The 18777-nt window shown below is 65.5% G+C and carries 19 protein-coding genes; 15 read left to right on the top strand and 4 right to left on the bottom strand.

From position 1 onward, the window contains the following. Positions 1 to 597 precede the first annotated feature (597 nt). The 14 genes from OR16_RS13720 to dmpG all read left to right on the top strand — a co-directional run bounded on the left by OR16_RS13720 (position 598) and on the right by dmpG (position 11986). Positions 598 to 816, top strand: a complete 219-nt coding sequence (locus OR16_RS13720) for a phenol hydroxylase subunit (protein ID WP_006158559.1) — start codon at positions 598 to 600, stop codon at positions 814 to 816. Between the two features lie 64 nt (positions 817 to 880). Beyond that, positions 881 to 1876: an aromatic/alkene monooxygenase hydroxylase subunit beta gene (locus OR16_RS13715; RefSeq protein WP_006158558.1), complete on the top strand. Its 996-nt coding sequence runs from the start codon at positions 881 to 883 to the stop codon at positions 1874 to 1876. A 10-nt stretch (positions 1877 to 1886) separates the two neighbouring features. Further along, positions 1887 to 2159, top strand: coding sequence for an MmoB/DmpM family protein (locus tag OR16_RS13710; protein ID WP_006158557.1), 273 nt, complete (start codon positions 1887 to 1889; stop codon positions 2157 to 2159). Between the two features lie 47 nt (positions 2160 to 2206). After that, the gene (locus OR16_RS13705) at positions 2207 to 3721 is read left to right on the top strand and encodes an aromatic/alkene/methane monooxygenase hydroxylase/oxygenase subunit alpha (RefSeq protein WP_006158555.1); all 1515 of its coding nucleotides are present in this window, start codon (positions 2207 to 2209) and stop codon (positions 3719 to 3721) included. Between the two features lie 32 nt (positions 3722 to 3753). Then, on the top strand, positions 3754 to 4113 hold the full coding sequence (locus OR16_RS13700) for a phenol hydroxylase subunit P4 (RefSeq protein ID WP_006158554.1): 360 nt from the start codon (positions 3754 to 3756) through the stop codon (positions 4111 to 4113). A 15-nt stretch (positions 4114 to 4128) separates the two neighbouring features. Then, positions 4129 to 5196 (top strand): NADH:ubiquinone reductase (Na(+)-transporting) subunit F, encoded by a 1068-nt coding sequence (locus tag OR16_RS13695; RefSeq protein WP_006158553.1) that lies wholly within the window; start codon positions 4129 to 4131, stop codon positions 5194 to 5196. An 85-nt stretch (positions 5197 to 5281) separates the two neighbouring features. Further along, a complete protein-coding gene (locus tag OR16_RS41240; protein ID WP_237717053.1) occupies positions 5282 to 5578 on the top strand; it encodes a 2Fe-2S iron-sulfur cluster-binding protein in 297 nt (98 codons plus the stop codon). 49 nt (positions 5579 to 5627) lie between these two features. Beyond that, complete coding sequence (locus OR16_RS13690; RefSeq protein WP_006158551.1) at positions 5628 to 6560, top strand: catechol 2,3-dioxygenase; 933 nt, start codon at positions 5628 to 5630, stop codon at positions 6558 to 6560. Positions 6561 to 6619: 59 nt separating this feature from the next. Beyond that, a complete protein-coding gene (locus OR16_RS13685; RefSeq protein WP_006158550.1) occupies positions 6620 to 8074 on the top strand; it encodes a 2-hydroxymuconic semialdehyde dehydrogenase in 1455 nt (484 codons plus the stop codon). A gap of 8 nt (positions 8075 to 8082) precedes the next feature. Next, positions 8083 to 8865 carry a 2-oxopent-4-enoate hydratase gene (gene dmpE, locus OR16_RS13680; RefSeq protein ID WP_006158549.1) on the top strand — a complete coding sequence of 261 codons (783 nt, stop codon included), beginning with the start codon at positions 8083 to 8085 and terminating at the stop codon, positions 8863 to 8865. 32 nt (positions 8866 to 8897) lie between these two features. After that, complete coding sequence (dmpH, locus tag OR16_RS13675) at positions 8898 to 9686, top strand: 2-oxo-3-hexenedioate decarboxylase (RefSeq protein ID WP_006158548.1); 789 nt, start codon at positions 8898 to 8900, stop codon at positions 9684 to 9686. A gap of 52 nt (positions 9687 to 9738) precedes the next feature. After that, positions 9739 to 9948 carry a 2-hydroxymuconate tautomerase gene (locus tag OR16_RS13670; protein ID WP_272942846.1) on the top strand — a complete coding sequence of 70 codons (210 nt, stop codon included), beginning with the start codon at positions 9739 to 9741 and terminating at the stop codon, positions 9946 to 9948. Between the two features lie 20 nt (positions 9949 to 9968). Then, the gene (locus tag OR16_RS13665) at positions 9969 to 10913 is read left to right on the top strand and encodes an acetaldehyde dehydrogenase (acetylating) (protein ID WP_006158546.1); all 945 of its coding nucleotides are present in this window, start codon (positions 9969 to 9971) and stop codon (positions 10911 to 10913) included. A 23-nt stretch (positions 10914 to 10936) separates the two neighbouring features. Continuing rightward, positions 10937 to 11986: a 4-hydroxy-2-oxovalerate aldolase gene (dmpG, locus tag OR16_RS13660; protein WP_006158545.1), complete on the top strand. Its 1050-nt coding sequence runs from the start codon at positions 10937 to 10939 to the stop codon at positions 11984 to 11986. A 32-nt stretch (positions 11987 to 12018) separates the two neighbouring features. Here the strand turns inward: dmpG and OR16_RS13655 are convergent, their stop codons facing one another. Continuing rightward, a complete protein-coding gene (locus tag OR16_RS13655; RefSeq protein ID WP_006158544.1) occupies positions 12019 to 12972 on the bottom strand; it encodes a GlxA family transcriptional regulator in 954 nt (317 codons plus the stop codon). 123 nt (positions 12973 to 13095) lie between these two features. Between OR16_RS13655 and OR16_RS13650 the strand changes: the two genes are divergently transcribed. Further along, entirely contained in the window at positions 13096 to 13926 is an 831-nt protein-coding gene (locus OR16_RS13650) for an SDR family NAD(P)-dependent oxidoreductase (RefSeq protein ID WP_006158543.1), read from the top strand. Between the two features lie 75 nt (positions 13927 to 14001). Here the strand turns inward: OR16_RS13650 and OR16_RS13645 are convergent, their stop codons facing one another. The 3 genes from OR16_RS13645 to OR16_RS13635 form a co-directional block, all read right to left on the bottom strand. Continuing rightward, positions 14002 to 15810 (bottom strand): methyl-accepting chemotaxis protein, encoded by a 1809-nt coding sequence (locus tag OR16_RS13645; protein WP_006158542.1) that lies wholly within the window; start codon positions 15808 to 15810, stop codon positions 14002 to 14004. Between the two features lie 427 nt (positions 15811 to 16237). After that, positions 16238 to 17050, bottom strand: coding sequence for a MetQ/NlpA family ABC transporter substrate-binding protein (locus OR16_RS13640; RefSeq protein ID WP_006158540.1), 813 nt, complete (start codon positions 17048 to 17050; stop codon positions 16238 to 16240). A gap of 407 nt (positions 17051 to 17457) precedes the next feature. Next, positions 17458 to 18732, bottom strand: coding sequence for an O-acetylhomoserine aminocarboxypropyltransferase/cysteine synthase family protein (locus OR16_RS13635; RefSeq protein WP_006158539.1), 1275 nt, complete (start codon positions 18730 to 18732; stop codon positions 17458 to 17460). Between the last annotated feature and the right edge of the window lie 45 nt (positions 18733 to 18777).

Below are 18777 nucleotides of genomic sequence, written 5' to 3'. Positions count from 1 at the left end.
ACGGCAGATGTGGGAATGGGCACTGCGCCCGAGGTCAGGGGCTCCACCACGAAACCCATGGGTCATGTCATTGCGATGCCCTTCGGGCCGTTACGGCAGATACCAGCAGAACCACTGGCCGTACGACGCAACCACCGACCCCCACAAGCCTGATTGCTCGGCTCCCGGCAGGGTCTTGGGTGCAATAACCAACGCCGCCTAAACAACAGGCGCCACCCACCCCCAAAGTCCCATTTAATCATTTGATCCATCCCCCATCCCCCACCCCAATCAAGCAACCAACCCGCTTGTTGCGCCGCATGCGCCCGCAATCCCTTCCCCCTCCTACCCCTAACCTCCTTCCTTGTTGCGGCGCCGCGGCCTCGCAAAGAGACACCTGGCTCCCCGCAAACCGCCACCCAGCGCGGCCTTTGATCATTTGATCAAATTCCACCATCCACTTCATCAAATGATTGAGCCGCGGCGCATGCGCAGTTCCGGGTAAACGCGAAATCCAGCGCGGCCCGAATCCCGACGCGCCTTGCGCCGCCGTCGTTTGCAGCCGCTGGCACGCTCTTCGCAATAGAGGCCATACAGCCCACGCGAAGGAGCAACGCCATGATCAACCAGTCGGTCCCCTTGTTTGAAGCCTCGCCCCGGTTCGTGCGCGTTGACGGCCGCACGCCCGAGGGCTTCGTGCAGTTCGCGTTCAGCGTGGCGGACCCCGAGCTCAATGTCGAGCTGATCATGCCCGAGCTGATGTTCGAGGCCTTTTGCAGCGTCAACCACGTGCGCTTCCTGCCCCCGGAGATTCCGGCGCCCGATCAGGACGCCTGAGCACAGCAAGCCGCGCGCACCGAATCCACCCACATAAAAACAGCAAGACCCAGGAGACCAAGCGATGCAAGTCGATATCAAGACCCAGCAGATCCAGCCGCTGCGCCAGACCTACGGCCATGTGGCGCGCCGCTTCGGCGACAAGCCCGCCTCGCGCTACCAGGAGGCCACCTACGACGTGCAGTCGGAAGTGAATTTTCACTACCGCCCAACCTGGGACCCGCAACACGAGATCTACGACAAGCGCCGCACGGCAATCGTGATGGCGGACTGGTATGCGCTCAAGGATCCGCGCCAGTACTTCTACGGTGCCTACGTGACGGCGCGTGGACGCCAGCAGGACGCCACCGAGAAGAGCTTTGCCTTCGTGGAAAAACGCGGCCTGCTGCAGGCGCTGCCGGCCGAATGGCAGGACCGCCTGGCCGACGGGCTGCTGCCGCTGCGCCATGTGGAGTGGGGCGCCAACATGAACAACTTCTATTGCGCGGATTATGGCTGGGGCACGGCCATTACCCAGGCCTGCACTTACTGCGCCATGGACCGCCTCGGCATCGCCCAGTACCTGTCGCGCATCGGCATGCTGCTGGACGGCAACACTGGCGTGGCGCTGGAGCGCGCCAAGGTGGCCTGGATGGAGAGCGCCGCGTGGCAGCCGATGCGCCGCCTTGTCGAGCGCAGCTTCGTGATCGAGGACTGGTTCGAGACCTTCGTCACCCAGAACCTGGTGCTCGACGGGCTGCTGTATCCGCTGGTGTACCAGCATGCCGATGCGGCCATCGTGCGCGCCTGCGGCACCGGGCTGGCGGTGCTCACCGAGTTCATGAACGACTGGCGCGAGGAGCACGCACGCTGGGTCGACGCGGTGATCCAGACCGCCGCGGCAGAGTCCGATGCCAATCGCATGCTGCTGTCGGGCTGGGCCCGCGCCGCGCGCGCGCAAGCGGCCGAAGCGCTGGTGCCCGTGGCCGACACCTTGCTGGGCGAGGGCGGCGAGCAGGTGGTGGCGCTGTGCCTGGAGCAGTTCGACGTGCGTCTCAACAAGCTTGGCCTTGCCGCCTGAGGAGCCTGCCATGACCGCCAACGTCTATATCGCGCTGCAGAGCAATGACGACACCCGTCCCATCATCGAGGCCATCACCGAGGCCAACCCGCACGCCGTGGTGTCGCAGTTTCCCGCCATGGTGAAGATCGATGCGCCTGGGCACCTGACCATCCTGCGCGAACTGGTCTCCGACAAGCTCGGGCGCGACTGGGACCTGCAGGAGATCCACCTGAACCTGATTTCGCTGTCGGGAAACATCGACGAAGACGACGACGCCTTCACCCTGCACTGGAACGCCTGAGACGGGCCGCCCACGGCAAAGACAAAGACAAACGGAGACAGAACACCATGGACGCACGCAAGAAGCTGAACCTGCGGGAAAAATACGCGACGATGACCCGCGACCTCGGTTGGGAAACCACCTACGAGCCGATGGACAAGGTCTTTCCCTACGACAAGTACGAGGGCATCAAGATCCATGACTGGGACAAATGGGAAGACCCGTTCCGCATGACCATGGACGCCTACTGGAAATACCAGTCGGAGAAGGAGCGCAAGCTGTACGCGATCATCGATTCGTTCGTGCAGAACAACGGCCACCTCAACGTCTCGGACCCGCGCTACCTGAACGCGCTGCGGCTGTTCCTGACCGGCGTGACGCCGCTCGAATATGCGGCGCACCGCGGCTATGCCCACCTCGGGCGGCACTTCCGCGGCGCCGGCGCGCGGGTTGCGGCGCAGATGCAGTCGGTCGACGAGCTGCGCCATGCCCAGACCCAGATGCACACGCTGTCGGTCTACAACAAGTACTTCAACGGCTTCGGCGAATGGCAGCATATGCACGACCGGGTCTGGTACCTGTCCGTGCCCAAGTCCTATTTTGAGGATGCCATGAGCGCGGGGCCGTTCGAGTTCATCACCGCGATCTCGTTCTCCTTCGAGTATGTGCTGACCAACCTGCTGTTCATGCCCTTCATGTCCGGTGCCGCCTACAACGGCGACATGGCCACGGTGACCTTTGGCTTCTCGGCACAGTCCGACGAATCGCGCCATATGACGCTGGGCCTGGAGGTGGTGAAGTTCCTGTGCCAGCAGGACCCGGACAATATCCCCATCCTGCAGAAGTGGCTGGACAAATGGTTCTGGCGCGGCTTCCGCCTGCTTACGCTGGTCGGCATGATGATGGACTACATGCTGCCCAAGCGCGTGATGTCGTGGGCCGAAGCCTGGGAGATGTACTTCGAGCAGGCCGGCGGCGCGCTGTTCAAGGACCTGGAGCGCTACGGCTTGCGCATGCCCAAGTATCACGAGGTGGCCACCAAGACCAAGGATCGCATCACCCACGAGGCTTGGGGCACCTTCTACAACTACGCCGCCGCGGCCGGCTTCCATACCTGGGTGCCCAAGCAGGACGAAATGGCCTGGCTGACGGAGAAGTATCCCGACACCTTCGCGCGCTACTACAAGCCGCGGCTCGATTACTGGCAGGAACGCCAGCAGCAAGGGGAGCGCTTCTACAACGCCACGCTGCCCATGCTGTGCCAGACCTGCCAGATCCCGATGGTGTTCTCGGAGCCGGACGACCCGACCCAGACCTGCTACCGGGAGAGCAGCTACCACGGCATGCAGTTCCACTTCTGCTCGGACGGCTGCAAGGACATCTTCGACGGCGAGCCGCAGAAGTACGCGCAGGCCTGGTTGCCCGTGCACCAGATCTACCAGGGCAACTGCGGCGGTGGATCGCTTGACGACGTGCTCAAGTGGTACCGCATCAACCCGGGCGCGGACAACCTCGATTTCGAGGGCTCGCAGGATCAGAAGAACTGGAACGCCTGGAAGGGCGTGCCGGGCGCGGCAGCCTGAGCAGCCGGCAACCAAAAGATAAGGAGACCACCATGTCCGTCGTATCCATTGGCCCCTACGCGTTCGAGCCCGCCGACCGCGAAGCGGTGTTCCACGGCAACCGCCTGCTCTATATCGGCTGGGACCGCCACCTGCTGTTTTGCGCACCGCATTGCTTTCCCTTTGCGCCGTCGATGTCCTGGCGCGAGGTCGTGGAGAACGTGCTGCCGGGCGTCTACGGCTATCACCCCGATTTTGCCCGCATCGACTGGAGCCGCGTGGAATGGCTGCGCGGCGGCGAGCCCTGGCAGCCGGATCTCGAGCGCACGCTGGAAGAGAACGGCCTGGGCCACAAGGCGGTGATCCGCTTGCGCACCCCGGGACTGGACGGCATTGGCGGCAGTTGCAGCTAAGGTAGGAGGCAGACGATGTATTCCCTGACCATTGAACCGATCGGGCAGACCATCCCCATCGCACCGGGCCAGACCGTGCTGGATGCTTGCCTGCGTAACGGAGTGTGGTTGCCGCACGCCTGTTGCCACGGGCTGTGCGCCACCTGCAAGGTGCAGGTGGTGGACGGCGAATTCGAGCATGGGGAGGCCTCCAGCTTCGCGCTGATGGACTTCGAGCGCGATGGCGGCCAGTGCCTGGCCTGCTGCGCCACCGCGCAGTCCGACATGGTGATCGAGGCCGATATCGAGGAGGACGCCGACTCGCTAGGCCTGCCGCTGGCCGACTATCGCGCCGAGGTGGTGGAGGCCCGCGCGTTGACGCCCACCATCCGCGGCATCTGGCTGCGGGTGAAGGGGGGCGATACGACGGCCTTCCAGGCCGGCCAGTACCTGAACCTGCACGTGCCGGGCTGCGACCAGCCGCGTGCGTTCTCGCTGGCCAACCGTCCTGGTGACGAGCTGGTGGAACTGCATGTGCGGCGGGTGGAAGGCGGGCAGGCCACCGCCTACCTGCACGAGCAGCTGTCGGTGGGTGACGAACTCGGATTCTCCGCGCCTTACGGCCGCTTTTTCGTGCGCAAGTCGGCGCGAAAGCCGATGCTGTTCCTGGCGGGCGGCTCGGGCCTGTCGAGCCCGCGCGCCATGATCCTGGACATGCTGGGCGCCGGCGAGACCTTGCCGATCACGCTGGTGCAAGGCGCGCGCAACCGCACGGAGCTGTACTACGACGAGGCGTTCCGTGCGCTGGCCGGCGCGCATCCCAATTTCCGCTATGTGCCCGCACTCTCCGACGAACCCGCGGACAGTGGCTGGGATGGCGCGCGCGGTTACGTGCACGACGTGCTGCACGGGCTTTACGCCCATGGCGCCACCGCGGACTTCCGTGGCCACAAGGCCTACCTGTGCGGCCCGCCGCCGATGATCGAGGCTTGCATCCGTACGTTGATGCAGGGCCGGCTGTTCGAGGAGGACATCCACACCGAGAAGTTCATCTCGGCCGGCGATGCGCAGAACAGCGCGCGCAGTCCGCTGTTCAAGATCTGACCAGGGGCGCGGCATGCATACCGTCGAGATCGCGGGAAGCGGCCAGTGCTACCCCTGCGCGCGGGAGCAGAACCTGCTGCGCGCCATGGAAGCCCTGGGCAAGCGCGGCATACCCGCGGGCTGCCGGGGCGGCGGCTGCGGGGTGTGCAAGGTGCGCATCGAGGCCGGCCGCTACCACACCGCCAAGATGAGCCGCGCCTGCCTGTCGGAGGCGGAGGACCGTGGCGTTGCTGCAGCGCTGCCTGGACAAGCAGCGGGAGCAGCGGGAGCGGCAGGGCGCGGCGCAAGAACCGTTGAACAAGCCGCAATAAAGCAGCAAAGAAAGCGGCAAAGAAAGCAGCAAAGAAAGCGGCAAAGAAAGCGGCAAAGAAAGTGGCAATAAGAGCAGCAAAACAAGATGGACCAATCACCCCATCATCAAGGAGACAGTCATGGCATTGACAGGCGTATTGCGCCCGGGGCACGTGGCACTGCGCGTGCTGGAGCTCGAACCGGCGCTCAGGCACTACACCGAGGTACTCGGGCTGATCGAAACCGCGCGCGACGACAAGGGCCGCGTCTATCTGAAGGCGTGGGACGAGCACGATCACCATAGCGTCGTGCTGCGCGAGGCCGACAGCCCGGGCATGGATTACATGGGCTTTCGCGTGGACAGTGGCCGCACGCTGGAGCGGCTGGCGCAGGAGGTGGAGCAGTCAGGACTGGCTTCGGGCTTCCAGTGGATTCCCGCCGGCGAGCATCCGCGCACCGGCGTGCGTTTTCGCTTCACCATTCCCACCGGACATGCCATCGAACTGTTTGCCGACAAGGACAAGCTGGGCTGCCTGACCGGCGACAGCAATCCCGACCCGTGGCCGGACGACCTGCGCGGCATGGCGCCCAGCCGCTTCGATCATTGCCTGTTGTACGGCGACGACCTGGACGGCACCGTCAAGCTGTTCCGCGACGTGCTTGGCTTCACGCTGTCCGAGGAGGTGGTGGCCGGCCCTGACAAGATGATGATCGGCGCCTTCCTGACCTGCTCCAACAAGGCGCATGACATTGCCTTCATCCGGCACGCGGAGAAGAACAAGTTCCATCACGCCTCGTTCAACCTGGACAACTGGGGCGAAGTGCTGAAGGCCGCCGACATCATTTCCAAGAAGGATGTGTCGCTCGATATCGGGCCGACGCGGCACGGCATCACGCGCGGCGCGACGATCTATTTCTTCGATCCTTCGGGCAACCGGAATGAGGTCTTCTCGGGCGGCTATATCCACTATCCCGACAAGCCGACCATCACGTGGACCGACAACGAACTGGGCCGGGCGATCTTCTATCACGACCGCAAGCTGAATGAATCGTTCCTGAGTGTACTGACGTGATCGGAGCGAAACGCCAGCACGACAACGCGGCACGCCCTGTGCGCAACCAGCGAGACAACATGAAAGAGTTCAAGAACTTCATCAACGGCGAATGGGTGGCCACCAACCGCCAGTTCGACGACCGCAACCCGGTCGACAACAGCCTGATCGCCCGTGTGCACGAAGCCGGGCAGGCCGAGGTCGATGCGGCGGTGGCTGCGGCAAGGCAAGCACTGCGGGGGCCGTGGGGCAAGATGACCGTGGCGCAGCGGGTCGAGCTCCTGCATGCGGTGGCCGACGGCATCAACCGCCGCTTCGACGACTTCCTGCAAGCCGAGATCGCCGACACCGGCAAGCCGCGCTCGCTGGCCAGCCACGTCGACATCCCGCGCGGCGCCGCCAATTTCAAGGTGTTCGCCGACCTGATCAAGAACGTGCCTGCCGAGAGCTTCGCCATGGCGACGCCGGACGGCGGCGAGGCCATCAACTACGCGGTGCGCTCGCCCCGTGGGGTAATCGGCGTGGTATGCCCCTGGAACCTGCCGTTGCTGCTGATGACCTGGAAGGTCGGCCCGGCGCTGGCGTGCGGCAATACGGTGGTGGTCAAGCCATCGGAGGAGACGCCCGCCACCGCCACCTTGCTTGGCGAGGTGATGAACGAGGCTGGCGTGCCGCCGGGCGTCTATAACGTGGTCCACGGCTTCGGCCCGGATTCCGCCGGGGCCTTGCTGAGCGCGCACCCGGACGTGAACGGCATCACCTTCACCGGCGAGACCCGGACCGGCGAGGCCATCATGAAAGCCGCCGCCAATGGCGTGCGCCCGGTCTCGTTCGAGTTGGGCGGCAAGAACGCCGGCATCGTCTTCGCCGACGCGGATTTCGACAAGGCGGTTGCCGGCATCACCCGCTCGGCCTTCGAGAACAGCGGCCAGGTCTGCCTGGGCACGGAGCGCGTCTATGTGCAGCGGCCGATCTTCGAGCGTTTCGTCACGGCGCTCAAGGCCAAGGCTGAAGGCCTGCGTGTGGGCCGCCCGGGCGACGAGGGCGTGAACATGGGCCCGCTGGTGTCGCTGGAGCACCGCGCCAAGGTGCTCTCCTATTACAAGAAGGCGGCGGATGCGGGGGCCACGGTGGTCACCGGCGGCGGCGTGCCCGACATGCCCGGCGCGCTGGCCGAGGGTGCCTGGGTGCAGCCCACCATCTGGACCGGCTTGCCGGAGGACTCGGCGGTGATCCGCGAGGAGATCTTCGGTCCTTGCTGCCATATCGCGCCGTTCGATACCGAGGAAGACGTGATCCGGCTTGCCAACGACACGCCTTACGGGCTGGCCGCGACCGTATGGACGTCCGATCTGGGCACCGCGCACCGCATGGGCAGCGCGTTGGAGGTGGGCATCTGCTGGATCAACGCGTGGTTCCTGCGCGACCTGCGCACTGCCTTCGGCGGCGCCAAGCAATCCGGCATCGGCCGCGAGGGCGGGGTGCACTCGCTGGAGTTCTATACCGAACTGCGCAATGTCTGCGTGAAACTGTGAGCCAGGCCATGAAACCCGAACAAATCCTCGACATCGGCGCCAGCCTGCACCACGCGCTGTCCATGCGGCAGGCCGTCGCGCCGCTAACCGAGCGCTATCCCGAGCTTTGCATCGACGATGCCTACCGCATCCAGCTCGCCATGGTGCAACACCGGCTCGACGCGGGCGAGCGCGTGATCGGCAAGAAGATCGGCGTGACCAGCCGGGCGGTGATGGACATGCTCGATGTGCACCAGCCGGATTTTGGGCACCTGCTGTCCGGCATGGTCTACGCCGATGGCGCGGCCATCGCCGCCGATACGCTGATCGCGCCCAAGGCCGAGGGCGAGATCGCCTTCGTGCTGAAGGAGGACCTGGCAGGGCCTGGTGTGACCAACGCCGACGTGCTGCGCGCCACCGCCTACGTGCTGCCGTGCTTCGAGATCGTCGACTCGCGCATCCGCGACTGGAAGATCCGGATCCAGGACACCGTGGCGGACAACGCATCGTCCGGCGTGTTCGTCCTGGGCGACGCCGCCGTAGACCCGCGCGGCCTTGATCTCGGCACAGTCGGCATGACGCTGGAGAAGAACGGCGAGATCGTCGCCACCGGCGCGGGCGCCGCCGCGCTTGGCCATCCGGCCAACGCCGTGGCGTGGCTGGCCAATACGCTGGGCCGTCTTGGCATCGGGCTGAACAAGGGCGAGGTGATCCTGTCCGGCTCGCTGGCCGCGATGGTGCCGGTCAAGGCCGGCGACCAGCTTCGCATCAGCCTGGGCGGCATCGGCTCTGCCGGCGTGCGCTTCATTTGATTGGACTCCATATAGCAGCCCAGGACATTGCCATGAACCTCACCCAAGACACCATCCAGCAGCTTGCCGAGCACCTGGAAAACGCCGAACTCAACCGCGAGCCGGTGCGCAAGATCACCGACACTCATCCCGACATGGACTGGGACGACGCCTACGCCATCCAGGACGCGATCCGGGCGCGCAAGGCAGCGCGCGGCACCCGCATCGCCGGGCTCAAGATGGGGCTGACCTCGTTCGCCAAGATGCGCCAGATGGGCGTGACGGAACCGGTCTACGGCTTCCTGACCGACTACGGCGCCTGCATGGACGGTGGCGCCATCGATACCGCACCGCTGATCCACCCCAAGGTGGAGGCCGAGATCGCCTTCGTGCTCAAGCATCCGCTCAAGGGGCCGGGCTGCCATATCGGCGACGTGCTGGCCGCGACGGATTTCGTTGTGCCGGCGGTGGAGGTGATCGACTCGCGCTATGAGCACTTCCGCTTCGACTTGAAGAGCGTGATCGCGGACAACACATCGTCGGCCCGCTTTGTCGTCGGTGGCACGCATCGCGGCGCCGAGGGGATCGACCTGAAGAACCTCGGCGTGGTGCTGGAAAAAAACGGCGAGGTGGTCGCCACCGCCGCCGGCGCCGCCGTGCTCGGCCACCCGGCCAGCAGCGTGGCCATGCTGGCCAACATGCTGGGCGCGCGCGGGCGCGAACTGCCCGCGGGCACCTTCATCATGACCGGCGGCGTGACCGAGGCCATCGCGGTGGCGGCCGGCGACAACATCACGGTGCGCTACCAGCGCCTGGGCACGGTGTCGATGCGGTTCGTTTGAACCGAACCAGGACCGCACTGAACTGAATCGAAGTAAATCGAAATAAATCGAACTGAGCAGGAGAAACACTATGCCCATCATGCAAGTCTTCTTGATCGAAGGGAGGACCGAGGATCAAAAGGCCCGCCTGATCCGCGCGCTGACCGATGCCGCCGTGGCATCGATCGGCGCGCCGGTGGAGTCGGTACGGGTGATGATCACCGAAGTTCCCAATACGCAATTCGGCATCGCGGGCAAGACGGCGAAAGCACTCGGCCGCTGAAGCGGCAACGGAGAGTCAGCATGGACATGAAAACAAGCGGCAAGCATAAGGTGGCCATCATCGGCTCCGGCAATATCGGCACCGACCTGATGATCAAGGTGATGCGCCACGGCCGGCATCTGGAAATGGGTGCGATGGTTGGCATCGACGCCGCCTCGGATGGGCTGGCCCGGGCGGCGCGGCTCGGCGTGCCGACTACCGCCGAGGGCATCGAAGGCCTGGTGACGATGGAAGGCTTTGGCGATATCCGCATCGCCTTCGATGCGACCTCGGCAGGCGCTCACGCGCATCACAACAAGATCCTGCAGCAGCACGGCATCCAGGTGATCGACCTGACCCCGGCCGCGATCGGGCCATACGTGGTGCCGGTGGTCAACCTGGACCAGCATCTCCAGGCCAGCAATATCAACATGGTGACCTGCGGCGGCCAGGCCACCATCCCGATGGTGGCGGCGGTGTCCCGCGTGGCCAAGGTGCACTACGCCGAGATCGTGGCGTCGATCTCCAGCAGGTCCGCCGGGCCGGGCACGCGCGCCAACATCGACGAGTTCACCGAGACCACCAGCCAGGCGATCTGCTCGGTAGGCGGCGCGGCGCGCGGCAAGGCCATCATCGTGCTCAACCCGGCCGAGCCGCCGCTGATGATGCGCGACACGGTCTTCACGCTCTCCGAAGACGCCGACCAGGCGGCCATCGAGGCCAGCGTGCAAGCGATGGCAAAGGCAGTGCAGGCCTACGTGCCGGGCTACCGGCTCAAGCAACGGGTGCAGTTCGAGCGCATCGATCCGAGCGCGCCGCTCAACATCCCGGGGCTGGGTCCGGTGAGCGGGCTCAAGACCTCGATCTTCCTGGAGGTGGAGGGCGCCGCCCACTACCTGCCGGCCTATGCCGGCAACCTCGACATCATGACCAGCGCCGCACTCGCCTGCGCCGAGCGCCTGGCGCAAACGCGTCTGGCCGCATAAGCGGATAGCGCACGGAGACAGACATGACGCAACAAGCCACACAGAAAAAGCTCTATATCTCGGACGTCACGCTGCGCGACGGCAGCCATGCCATCCGCCATCAATACAGCCTGGGCGATGTGCGCCGCATTGCCGCGGCACTGGACGCCGCCAAGGTGGATTCAATCGAGGTCGCGCATGGCGACGGGCTGGCCGGCTCCAGCTTCAACTACGGGTTCGGCGCGCATAGCGACCTTGAGTGGATCGCGGCGGCGGCCGACACCGTGCGCCATGCCAAGGTCGCCACCTTGCTGCTGCCCGGCGTGGGCACCGTGCACGACCTGCGCGCCGCGTTCGACGCTGGCGCGCGCGTGGTCCGCGTGGCCACGCACTGCACCGAGGCGGATGTATCGCGCCAGCATATCGAGTACGCGCGCAACCTGGGCATGGACACGGTGGGTTTCCTGATGATGAGCCACATGACCACGCCCGCCGCGCTGGCGCAGCAGGCCAGGCTGATGGAGAGCTACGGCGCCCAGACCGTCTACGTGGTGGATTCCGGCGGCGCGCTCAATATGAACGATGTGCGCGACCGCTTCCGCGCCTTCAAGGACGTGCTGAAGCCGGAGACCCAGACCGGCATGCACGCGCACCATAACCTGAGCCTGGGCGTGGCCAACTCCATCGTGGCGGTGGAAGAGGGCTGCGACCGCGTCGACGCCAGCCTTGCCGGTATGGGCGCGGGCGCCGGCAACGCGCCGCTGGAGGTGTTCATCGCCGCCGCCAGCCGGCTTGGGTGGAACCACGGCTGCGACCTCTACACGCTGATGGATGCCGCCGACGAGATCGTGCGGCCGCTGCAGGACCGCCCGGTGCGCGTGGACCGCGAGACCCTCGCGCTTGGCTATGCGGGCGTTTATTCCAGCTTCCTGCGCCACGCGGAGGCAGCCGCCGGGCGCTATGCGCTGAAGACCGTGGATATCCTGGTGGAACTGGGCCAGCGCCGCATGGTGGGCGGGCAGGAAGACATGATCGTCGACGTGGCGCTGGACCTGGTGGCGCGGCGCGAGGCGAAGGCCAGCATCGCCGCCTGATGCTGGCAAGGCAGCCCTAGCCGGCCCGGCCGTCAAGCGGCCGCAGGCTCCTCTTCCCCGCGCGCCATGCGCCGGATTGCCTGCGGCGGTTGCCCGAATGCGCGCAGGAATGCGCGCCGCATGCGCTCGCGGTCGCCAAAACCGGTCTCCCTGGCTACCACATCGATCGGATGCCGCCCGGACTCCATCAACAGCCGCGCGGCCTCGATGCGCAGGTGCTCCACCGCCTTGGCCGGGGTTTGCCCCGTCTCTTCGCGAAAGGAGCGGCTGAACTGGCGCGGGCTGAGGCGCGCCGCTTGCGCCAGTTGGTCGACCGACAATTCGGCATGCAGGTTTTGACGGGCGAAGGCGAGCGCGGACTGGATGCGGTCGGACTTGGGCTCAAGCTCGAGCAGCGCCGAGAACTGAGATTGCCCGCCGGCACGGCGGTGATAGACAACCAGCTTGCGCGCGACAGCGCGCGCGGCTTCGGCGCCGGCGTCTTTTTCGACCAGCGCCAAGGCCAGGTCGATGCAGGCGGTCATGCCGGCGGAGGTCCAGACCGGTCCGTCGACGATGAAGATGCGGTCTTCCTCGACGCTGACCGCGGGATACTTGCGCCGGAACTGGGCGGCGTAAGCCCAGTGCGTGGTGGCCCGGCGGCCGTCCAGCAGCCCAGCCTCGGCGAGGTTGAAGGCGCCCGTGCAGGTGGCGCCGATGCGCCGCGCGCAGGGCGCCGCCTTTTGCAGGAAGGCGACCAGGCCGGGCGAGGCCGGCTGGATATCGTTGTCGCCCACCACCAGCAGCGTGTCGAACGCGCGGTCGTCGAATGCCTCCGTGGTGACGCAGAAGCCTGCCGAGGTCGGCACCAGCCCGCCTCGCTCGGACAGCAGGTGGACCGAGTAGAGCGGATTGGCCGCGGTGCGATTGGCGAACTCAAGGACAGTGGTGACGCCCAGGTTCATGACCTGGAAGCCAGGATAAAGGACGATTCCGACACGCAGCATGACAAACTCCCGCGATGGCATAAAAAGTGGCATCTATGACATTGTTGCCATCGAATTATGCACCTAATCTTCGCTCCGTGGTGACCGGCAACGGGCCGGCAGCAACAACATCGGAGAACGAACATGAGCGCATCGACCGCAACCCCGGCAACCCCGGGCATCAACGCGCACCAAGGCACCGCCCTGATTACCGGCGCGTCCTCAGGGATCGGCGCCGTCTACGCGGACCGCCTCGCCCGGCGCGGCTACGACCTGATCCTGGTCGCCCGCAACCGCGACAGGCTGGCCAGGCTGGCGGAACGCCTGACCAGCGAGACGGGCCGCTCGGTCGAGATCGTGACCGCGGATCTCGGCGCCGATGCCGATGTCCGCCGCGTGGAGACGCTGCTGCGCACCGACGCCAGCATCACCTTGCTGGTCAATAACGCCGGCATCGGCGCGGCGGGGACGCTGCTCCAGTCCGATGCCGACAAGATGGCCTTGATGATCGCGCTCAACGTGACCGCGCTGACCCGGCTGACCTACGCCGCCGCGCACGGCCTGGTGGCGCGCGGCAAGGGGACCATCATCAACATTGCCTCGATCGTGGCGGTCGCGCCGGAATTGCTCAACGGCGTCTACGGCGGGTCCAAGGCCTTCGTGCTGGCCTTTACGCAATCGCTTCAGCATGAGCTGGCGGACCAGGGCGTGCGCGTGCAGGCCGTACTACCCGGTGCGATCCGCACGGCGTTCTGGGATGTGGCCGGCCAGCCGGTGGAGAACCTGCCGCAGGACTGGGTGATGAGCGCGGAAGACCTGGTCGACGCGGCCCTGTCCGGGCTGGACCAGGGCGAGGTGGTGACGCTGCCGTCGTTGCCGGACGCGGCGGACTGGCATGCGTTCGAGGCCGCGCGCGCGGCGCTGGGGCCAAACCTGTCGCGCAGCGTGCCGGCAGCGCGCTTCAGGGTCGCCTGAAAGACGCTGTGCCGTTCAGGCGGAGGGGGAGCGCTGAGGTTGCGGTGCGGCAACCCGCAATGGGTTTCCAAGACCTTACCCCAGCCTGAACTGTCCCACGACCCCCGCCAACGCGCCTGCCTGCCCCTGCAACGCCTCGGCCGCCGCCGTGGATTCCTCAACCAAAGCCGCGTTCTGCTGCACCATCTGATCCAGCTGGCTAACCGCCCGGTTCACCTCCTGGATGCCCCGGGTCTGCTCCTGCGCCGCACTCGTGATCTCGGAAATAATGCTGGTCACCTTGTCCACGTTTCCGACGATCGCACTCATGGTCTCCCCGGCGCGGCGTACCTGTCCGGAGCCGGACACCACGCTGCCGACGGTGGTCTCGATCAGCGTCTTGATCTCCTTCGCTGCCTGCGAACTGCGCTGCGCCAGCCCGCGCACCTCACTGGCAACCACGGCAAATCCACGGCCTTGCTCACCGGCGCGCGCCGCTTCCACGGCAGCGTTCAGCGCAAGGATGTTGGTCTGGAATGCAATGCCTTCGATCACGCCGATGATGTCGGACACCTTGACCGAAGCCCGCTCGATCTCGCTCATGGTTTGAATGGCATCGCCAATGGCGGCGCCACCATTTCCGGCTACCTGCGAGGCCGCAATCGCAGACGCATCAGCTTGCTTGGCCGACATGGCAGACTGGGTCACGGTCGCGGTGATCTGTTCCATCGACGCCGCAGTCTCTTCCAGGCTCGCCGCAGCCGATTCGGTACGCCGCGAAAGGTCGATGTTCCCGGCAGCGATCTCTTCAGCCGCGGCATGTACGGACGCACTGGCATCGCGGATCTGCCGCATCACGCTGACCAGCTTCTCGGCGAACGCATTGAACGCCTGCGCAATCTGCGCCACCTCATCGGAGCCATTGGCTGGCAGGCGACGCGTCAGGTCGCCATCCCCGCTGCCAATATCCCGCATGGCGTCGCGAATCACCGACAGCCGCCGGAACGAGACCGCGGTCACCCCAGCGACGATGGCAGCAGCCACGCAAGCGATCACGATCAGCACGAACACCGATACTTCCAGCATGGAGCGCATGCCGGCAGTGGCCTCGCCCTTGTCCAGCGCGATCACGGCGATCCAGTCGGTACCGGGCACGCCGCGCGCCCGCAACAGCTTGGGCATATTGTCCGCATCGGCCTGCAACGGCGCCTTGGCGCCTTCGAGCGCCGCGAGCTTGTCGATGGCGAGCGCAGGCATCAGATCGGTCACCGGCTTGAGCGTGAGCTTGTCGTCCTGGTGGGCGACGATCTTGCCGTCCCTGGTTACCAGCACGCCGAAGCTGGCGGGCGTGGGGTGGATGGCCTTGATGTTGGCGATGACGCTGTCCATGGACACGTCGCCCGCCACCACGCCCTTGAGCGCGCCGTCGCGCAGGATGGGCACGGCGAAGGTCACCACCAGCTTGCCGCTGCTGGCGGCCACGTAGGGCGGCGTGACCACCGGCTTGCCGGCGGCCACGGCCTGCTTGTACCAGGGGCGGGACGTGGGATCGTAGTTGGGCCGCAGGCCTTCGGTATCGGAGAATCGGTGAGACTTGTCGGGAAAACCGACGTAGGTCATGACGAAACCGCCCGCGCTGGTGACCTGCTTGAGCGCGGCGCTGGCGGCGCTGGCGTCGGGCTGCGTTGCCGCGTCCTGCAGCGAGTCGATCATCTGCATGTGGCTCGCCACCCAGTCGGCGATGGCGCCGACGTGACCGTTCTGCACGGCGGCCAGGTTGCTGTCGATGGCGTCGTCGTTGTACGAACTGGCCACCATGTGGTTGAGAACGGCATTGGCAATGAGTGCGACCACGACGATGGCCACGGATAGGGCCACGATGCGCGCGCGGAGGGAAGACAGCATAGTCAGGTCTTGTTTGTTTGGCTCGTCGGGCGGATAGCCGTTGGAGCAATGGGGGCGGAAGGTCCTGGCTCGCTTTTACGGCAGTGTTGCCTGGGGATTTAGGACGGCCGGGCGGCTTATTTTCAAAGTGCGAAGAGCGCCATTCGGATATCCGGACAAGACGCGCTCGGGCCGTTCGGATATTCGGATACCCGGTACTTTCTGCCTGTCTGGCACCGAAGCGGTGCGCCGGTTGGCAGCGCGCGGATTGGCGGCCGGTAGCGGCGGAGCATGCCGCGCGCCCCCCAAAAAAAGAGAGGCCCCCGGAGTGGAGGCCTCTTATCTTTTTCAGGTTATGCTCTATGCGTGAGAACGCTGCGTCTTTTCCATTGACTGGGCGGACGGATGTCCCCCGCTATCAACTTGACCTGGGCGCATAGCTGGAAACTCAGCGCTGGTAGGCCGGCGGCAGGAAGCCGGCGAAACGTTGCTGCGTGGTCGCCTTGAATTCCGGCGACTGGTACGCCTCGCGGATGTCCTTGACGAACGGCTTGCCGGTGTCGGCGGTGCGCACGGCAACCAGGTTCATGTAGTAGTCGGGAATCTTTTCCAGGCTCAGCGCTTCGGTCAGCTTCAGTCCGGAGGACAGCGCGAAGTTGCCGTTGACGAAGGCGTAGTCCACGTCGTCGAGCGAGCGCGGCAGTTGCGCCGCTTCGAGCTGGATCAGCTTGAGCTTGTTCGGGTTGCCTTCGATGTCGCGTTCGCTGGCGCGGATCGGGTCGGTGCCGGCCTTGAGCGTGATCCAGCCGATCTGCTGCAGCATGGCGATGGCGCGTGCCAGGTTGGACGGATCGTTAGGCAGCGACACCGAGGCACCCGGCTTTACTTCCGTCAGCGACTTGTGCTTGCGGCTGTAGATGCCGATCGGGGCAGTGGGGACCTGGATGACTTCGGATAATTGCAGCTTGCGGTCGCCGGAGAACTTCTTCAGGTAGGCCACGTGCTGGAAGGCATTGGCGTCGATGGCGCCATCGGCCAGCGCCAGGTTGGGCTGCACGTAGTCGCTGAATTCAACGATGGTGACCTTGTAGCCCTTTTTCTCCAGCAGGGGCTTGATGCCATAGCGGATCTGGTCGGAATACGGGCCAGCGGTGGCGCCGAAGCGGATTTCCTTCTTGTCCGGATCAGCCGCGCCGGCCGTCTGGATCACGCCGAGCGTGAGCGCCGCGGCAATCAGTCGAATTCCGAAACCTAGTTTCATCTAAAGCTCCCCGTATTGTTTGTGTGCGCCGTGGCTTGCCGGGATGGCGGCAAGCAAGGATGCCCATTGTAGGGAAGTGCATACGTTCAAGGAACGAGTAAAAATGCATGGCCTTATAACGCACTTGCATATGGGTGCCCGCAACGGCTCTTGTGCCGCGGCCTATGCCTATCGCAATTGGGTAGTTGCGGGATAACCCGTATTGCGGTTATGATTGAACTGTCTCCTCCAATCCCACCAAGGAATTGGATTCGCGCCCGCCTCATTGGTGGGCGTTTTTATTTGTGTTTCGCGCTTTGCCGGGTGCTGCACAAAACAAAACGGCCGGTGGCGCCTCTGCGCCACCGGCCGTTTTGTTGCCTGCGCCGCGCTGCGGCGCCAGGCATCAAGTGCTACCCAGCCACGCCTCAGGCGGCGGCCAGCGCACGCTCCAGGTCTTCCAGCAGGTCGTCGATATGCTCGATGCCGATCGACAGGCGCACCATGTCTTCGCTGACACCGGCGGCTTTCAGCTCAGCGGCGTCGAGCTGGCGGTGCGTGGTGGAGGCCGGGTGGGTCGCCAGCGACTTGGCATCGCCGATGTTGACCAGCCGGGTGAACAGCTGCAGCGCGTCGAGGAAGCGCGCGCCGGCTTCGCGGCCGCCGCTCTTCAGGCCAAACGACAGGATGCCCGGGCCGCGTCCGCCCAGGTAGCGCTGCACCAGCGCGTGATCCGGGTGCTCCGGCAGGCCGGCAAAGTTGACCCACTCCACCTTGGGGCTGGCCTTCAGGTGGCGCGCGACGGCCAGCGCGTTCTCGGTGATGCGGTCCAGGCGCAGCGCCAGGGTCTCGATGCCTTGCAGGATCAGGAAGGCATTGAACGGCGACAGCGCCGCGCCGGTATTGCGCAGCGGCACCACGCGGGCGCGGCCGATATAGGCGGCGGCGCCGAGGGCTTCGGTGTAGACCACGCCGTGGTACGACACATCCGGCTCGTTCAGGCGCTTGAAACGCGCCTTGTGGTCGGCCCACGGGAACTTGCCGCTATCGACGATGGCGCCGCCCACGCTGTTGCCGTGGCCGCCCAGGTATTTGGTGAGCGAGTGCACGACGATGTCCGCGCCATGCTCGAATGGACGGCACAAGTAGGGCGAGGGCACGGTGTTGTCCACGATCAGCGGGATGCCGTGGCTGTGCGCCACCTTGGCGATGGCTTCGATATCGACGATGTTGCCCAGCGGGTTGCCCACCGATTCGACGAAGATCGCCTTGGTGCGCGCATCCACCAGGTCGCCGAAGGCGGCCGGGTTGCGGCCATCGGCAAAGCGGGTCTCGATGCCGGACAGCGGCAGCGTGTGCGCGAACAGGTTGTAGGTGCCACCGTAGAGCTGGCTGGCCGAGATGATGTTGTCGCCGGCCTCGGCGATGGTCTGGATGGCATAGGTGATGGCGGCCATGCCGGACGCCAGCGCCAGCGCGCCCACGCCGCCCTCGAGCGCGGCCAGCCGCTGCTCCAGCACGTCGTTGGTGGGATTCATGATGCGGCTGTAGATATTGCCGGGCACCTTGAGGTCGAACAGGTCGGCGCCGTGCTGCGCGTTGTCGAACGCATAGGCAACGGTCTGGTAGATCGGCACGGCCACGGCGCGCGTGGTGGGGTCCGGGGAGTAGCCGCCGTGAACGGCAATCGTCTCGATTTTCATGATGTCGTTGTCTTCTTATTGGAGTGAATACGCTCAGGAGAGGCC

Origin of the sequence: Cupriavidus basilensis OR16 (genome assembly GCF_000243095.1) — a bacterium.
Taxonomy (GTDB): domain Bacteria; phylum Pseudomonadota; class Gammaproteobacteria; order Burkholderiales; family Burkholderiaceae; genus Cupriavidus; species Cupriavidus basilensis_D.
The sequence above is the reverse complement of the archived record's forward strand: the minus strand, read 5'-3'. Positions and strand labels throughout refer to the sequence as shown.

Excerpts from the sequence above, each read along its gene's own strand:
- OR16_RS13720 (WP_006158559.1), top strand. The coding sequence starts at position 598 with ATGATCAACCAGTCGGTCCCCTTGTTTGAAGCCTCGCCCCGGTTCGTG.
- OR16_RS13715 (WP_006158558.1), top strand. The coding sequence starts at position 881 with ATGCAAGTCGATATCAAGACCCAGCAGATCCAGCCGCTGCGCCAGACC.
- OR16_RS13710 (WP_006158557.1), top strand. The coding sequence starts at position 1,887 with ATGACCGCCAACGTCTATATCGCGCTGCAGAGCAATGACGACACCCGT.
- OR16_RS13705 (WP_006158555.1), top strand. The coding sequence starts at position 2,207 with ATGGACGCACGCAAGAAGCTGAACCTGCGGGAAAAATACGCGACGATG.
- OR16_RS13700 (WP_006158554.1), top strand. The coding sequence starts at position 3,754 with ATGTCCGTCGTATCCATTGGCCCCTACGCGTTCGAGCCCGCCGACCGC.
- OR16_RS13695 (WP_006158553.1), top strand. The coding sequence starts at position 4,129 with ATGTATTCCCTGACCATTGAACCGATCGGGCAGACCATCCCCATCGCA.
- OR16_RS41240 (WP_237717053.1), top strand. The coding sequence starts at position 5,282 with ATGGAAGCCCTGGGCAAGCGCGGCATACCCGCGGGCTGCCGGGGCGGC.
- OR16_RS13690 (WP_006158551.1), top strand. The coding sequence starts at position 5,628 with ATGGCATTGACAGGCGTATTGCGCCCGGGGCACGTGGCACTGCGCGTG.
- OR16_RS13685 (WP_006158550.1), top strand. The coding sequence starts at position 6,620 with ATGAAAGAGTTCAAGAACTTCATCAACGGCGAATGGGTGGCCACCAAC.
- dmpE (WP_006158549.1), top strand. The coding sequence starts at position 8,083 with ATGAAACCCGAACAAATCCTCGACATCGGCGCCAGCCTGCACCACGCG.
- dmpH (WP_006158548.1), top strand. The coding sequence starts at position 8,898 with ATGAACCTCACCCAAGACACCATCCAGCAGCTTGCCGAGCACCTGGAA.
- OR16_RS13665 (WP_006158546.1), top strand. The coding sequence starts at position 9,969 with ATGGACATGAAAACAAGCGGCAAGCATAAGGTGGCCATCATCGGCTCC.
- dmpG (WP_006158545.1), top strand. The coding sequence starts at position 10,937 with ATGACGCAACAAGCCACACAGAAAAAGCTCTATATCTCGGACGTCACG.
- OR16_RS13655 (WP_006158544.1), bottom strand. The coding sequence starts at position 12,972 with ATGCTGCGTGTCGGAATCGTCCTTTATCCTGGCTTCCAGGTCATGAAC.
- OR16_RS13650 (WP_006158543.1), top strand. The coding sequence starts at position 13,096 with ATGAGCGCATCGACCGCAACCCCGGCAACCCCGGGCATCAACGCGCAC.
- OR16_RS13645 (WP_006158542.1), bottom strand. The coding sequence starts at position 15,810 with ATGCTGTCTTCCCTCCGCGCGCGCATCGTGGCCCTATCCGTGGCCATC.
- OR16_RS13640 (WP_006158540.1), bottom strand. The coding sequence starts at position 17,050 with ATGAAACTAGGTTTCGGAATTCGACTGATTGCCGCGGCGCTCACGCTC.
- OR16_RS13635 (WP_006158539.1), bottom strand. The coding sequence starts at position 18,732 with ATGAAAATCGAGACGATTGCCGTTCACGGCGGCTACTCCCCGGACCCC.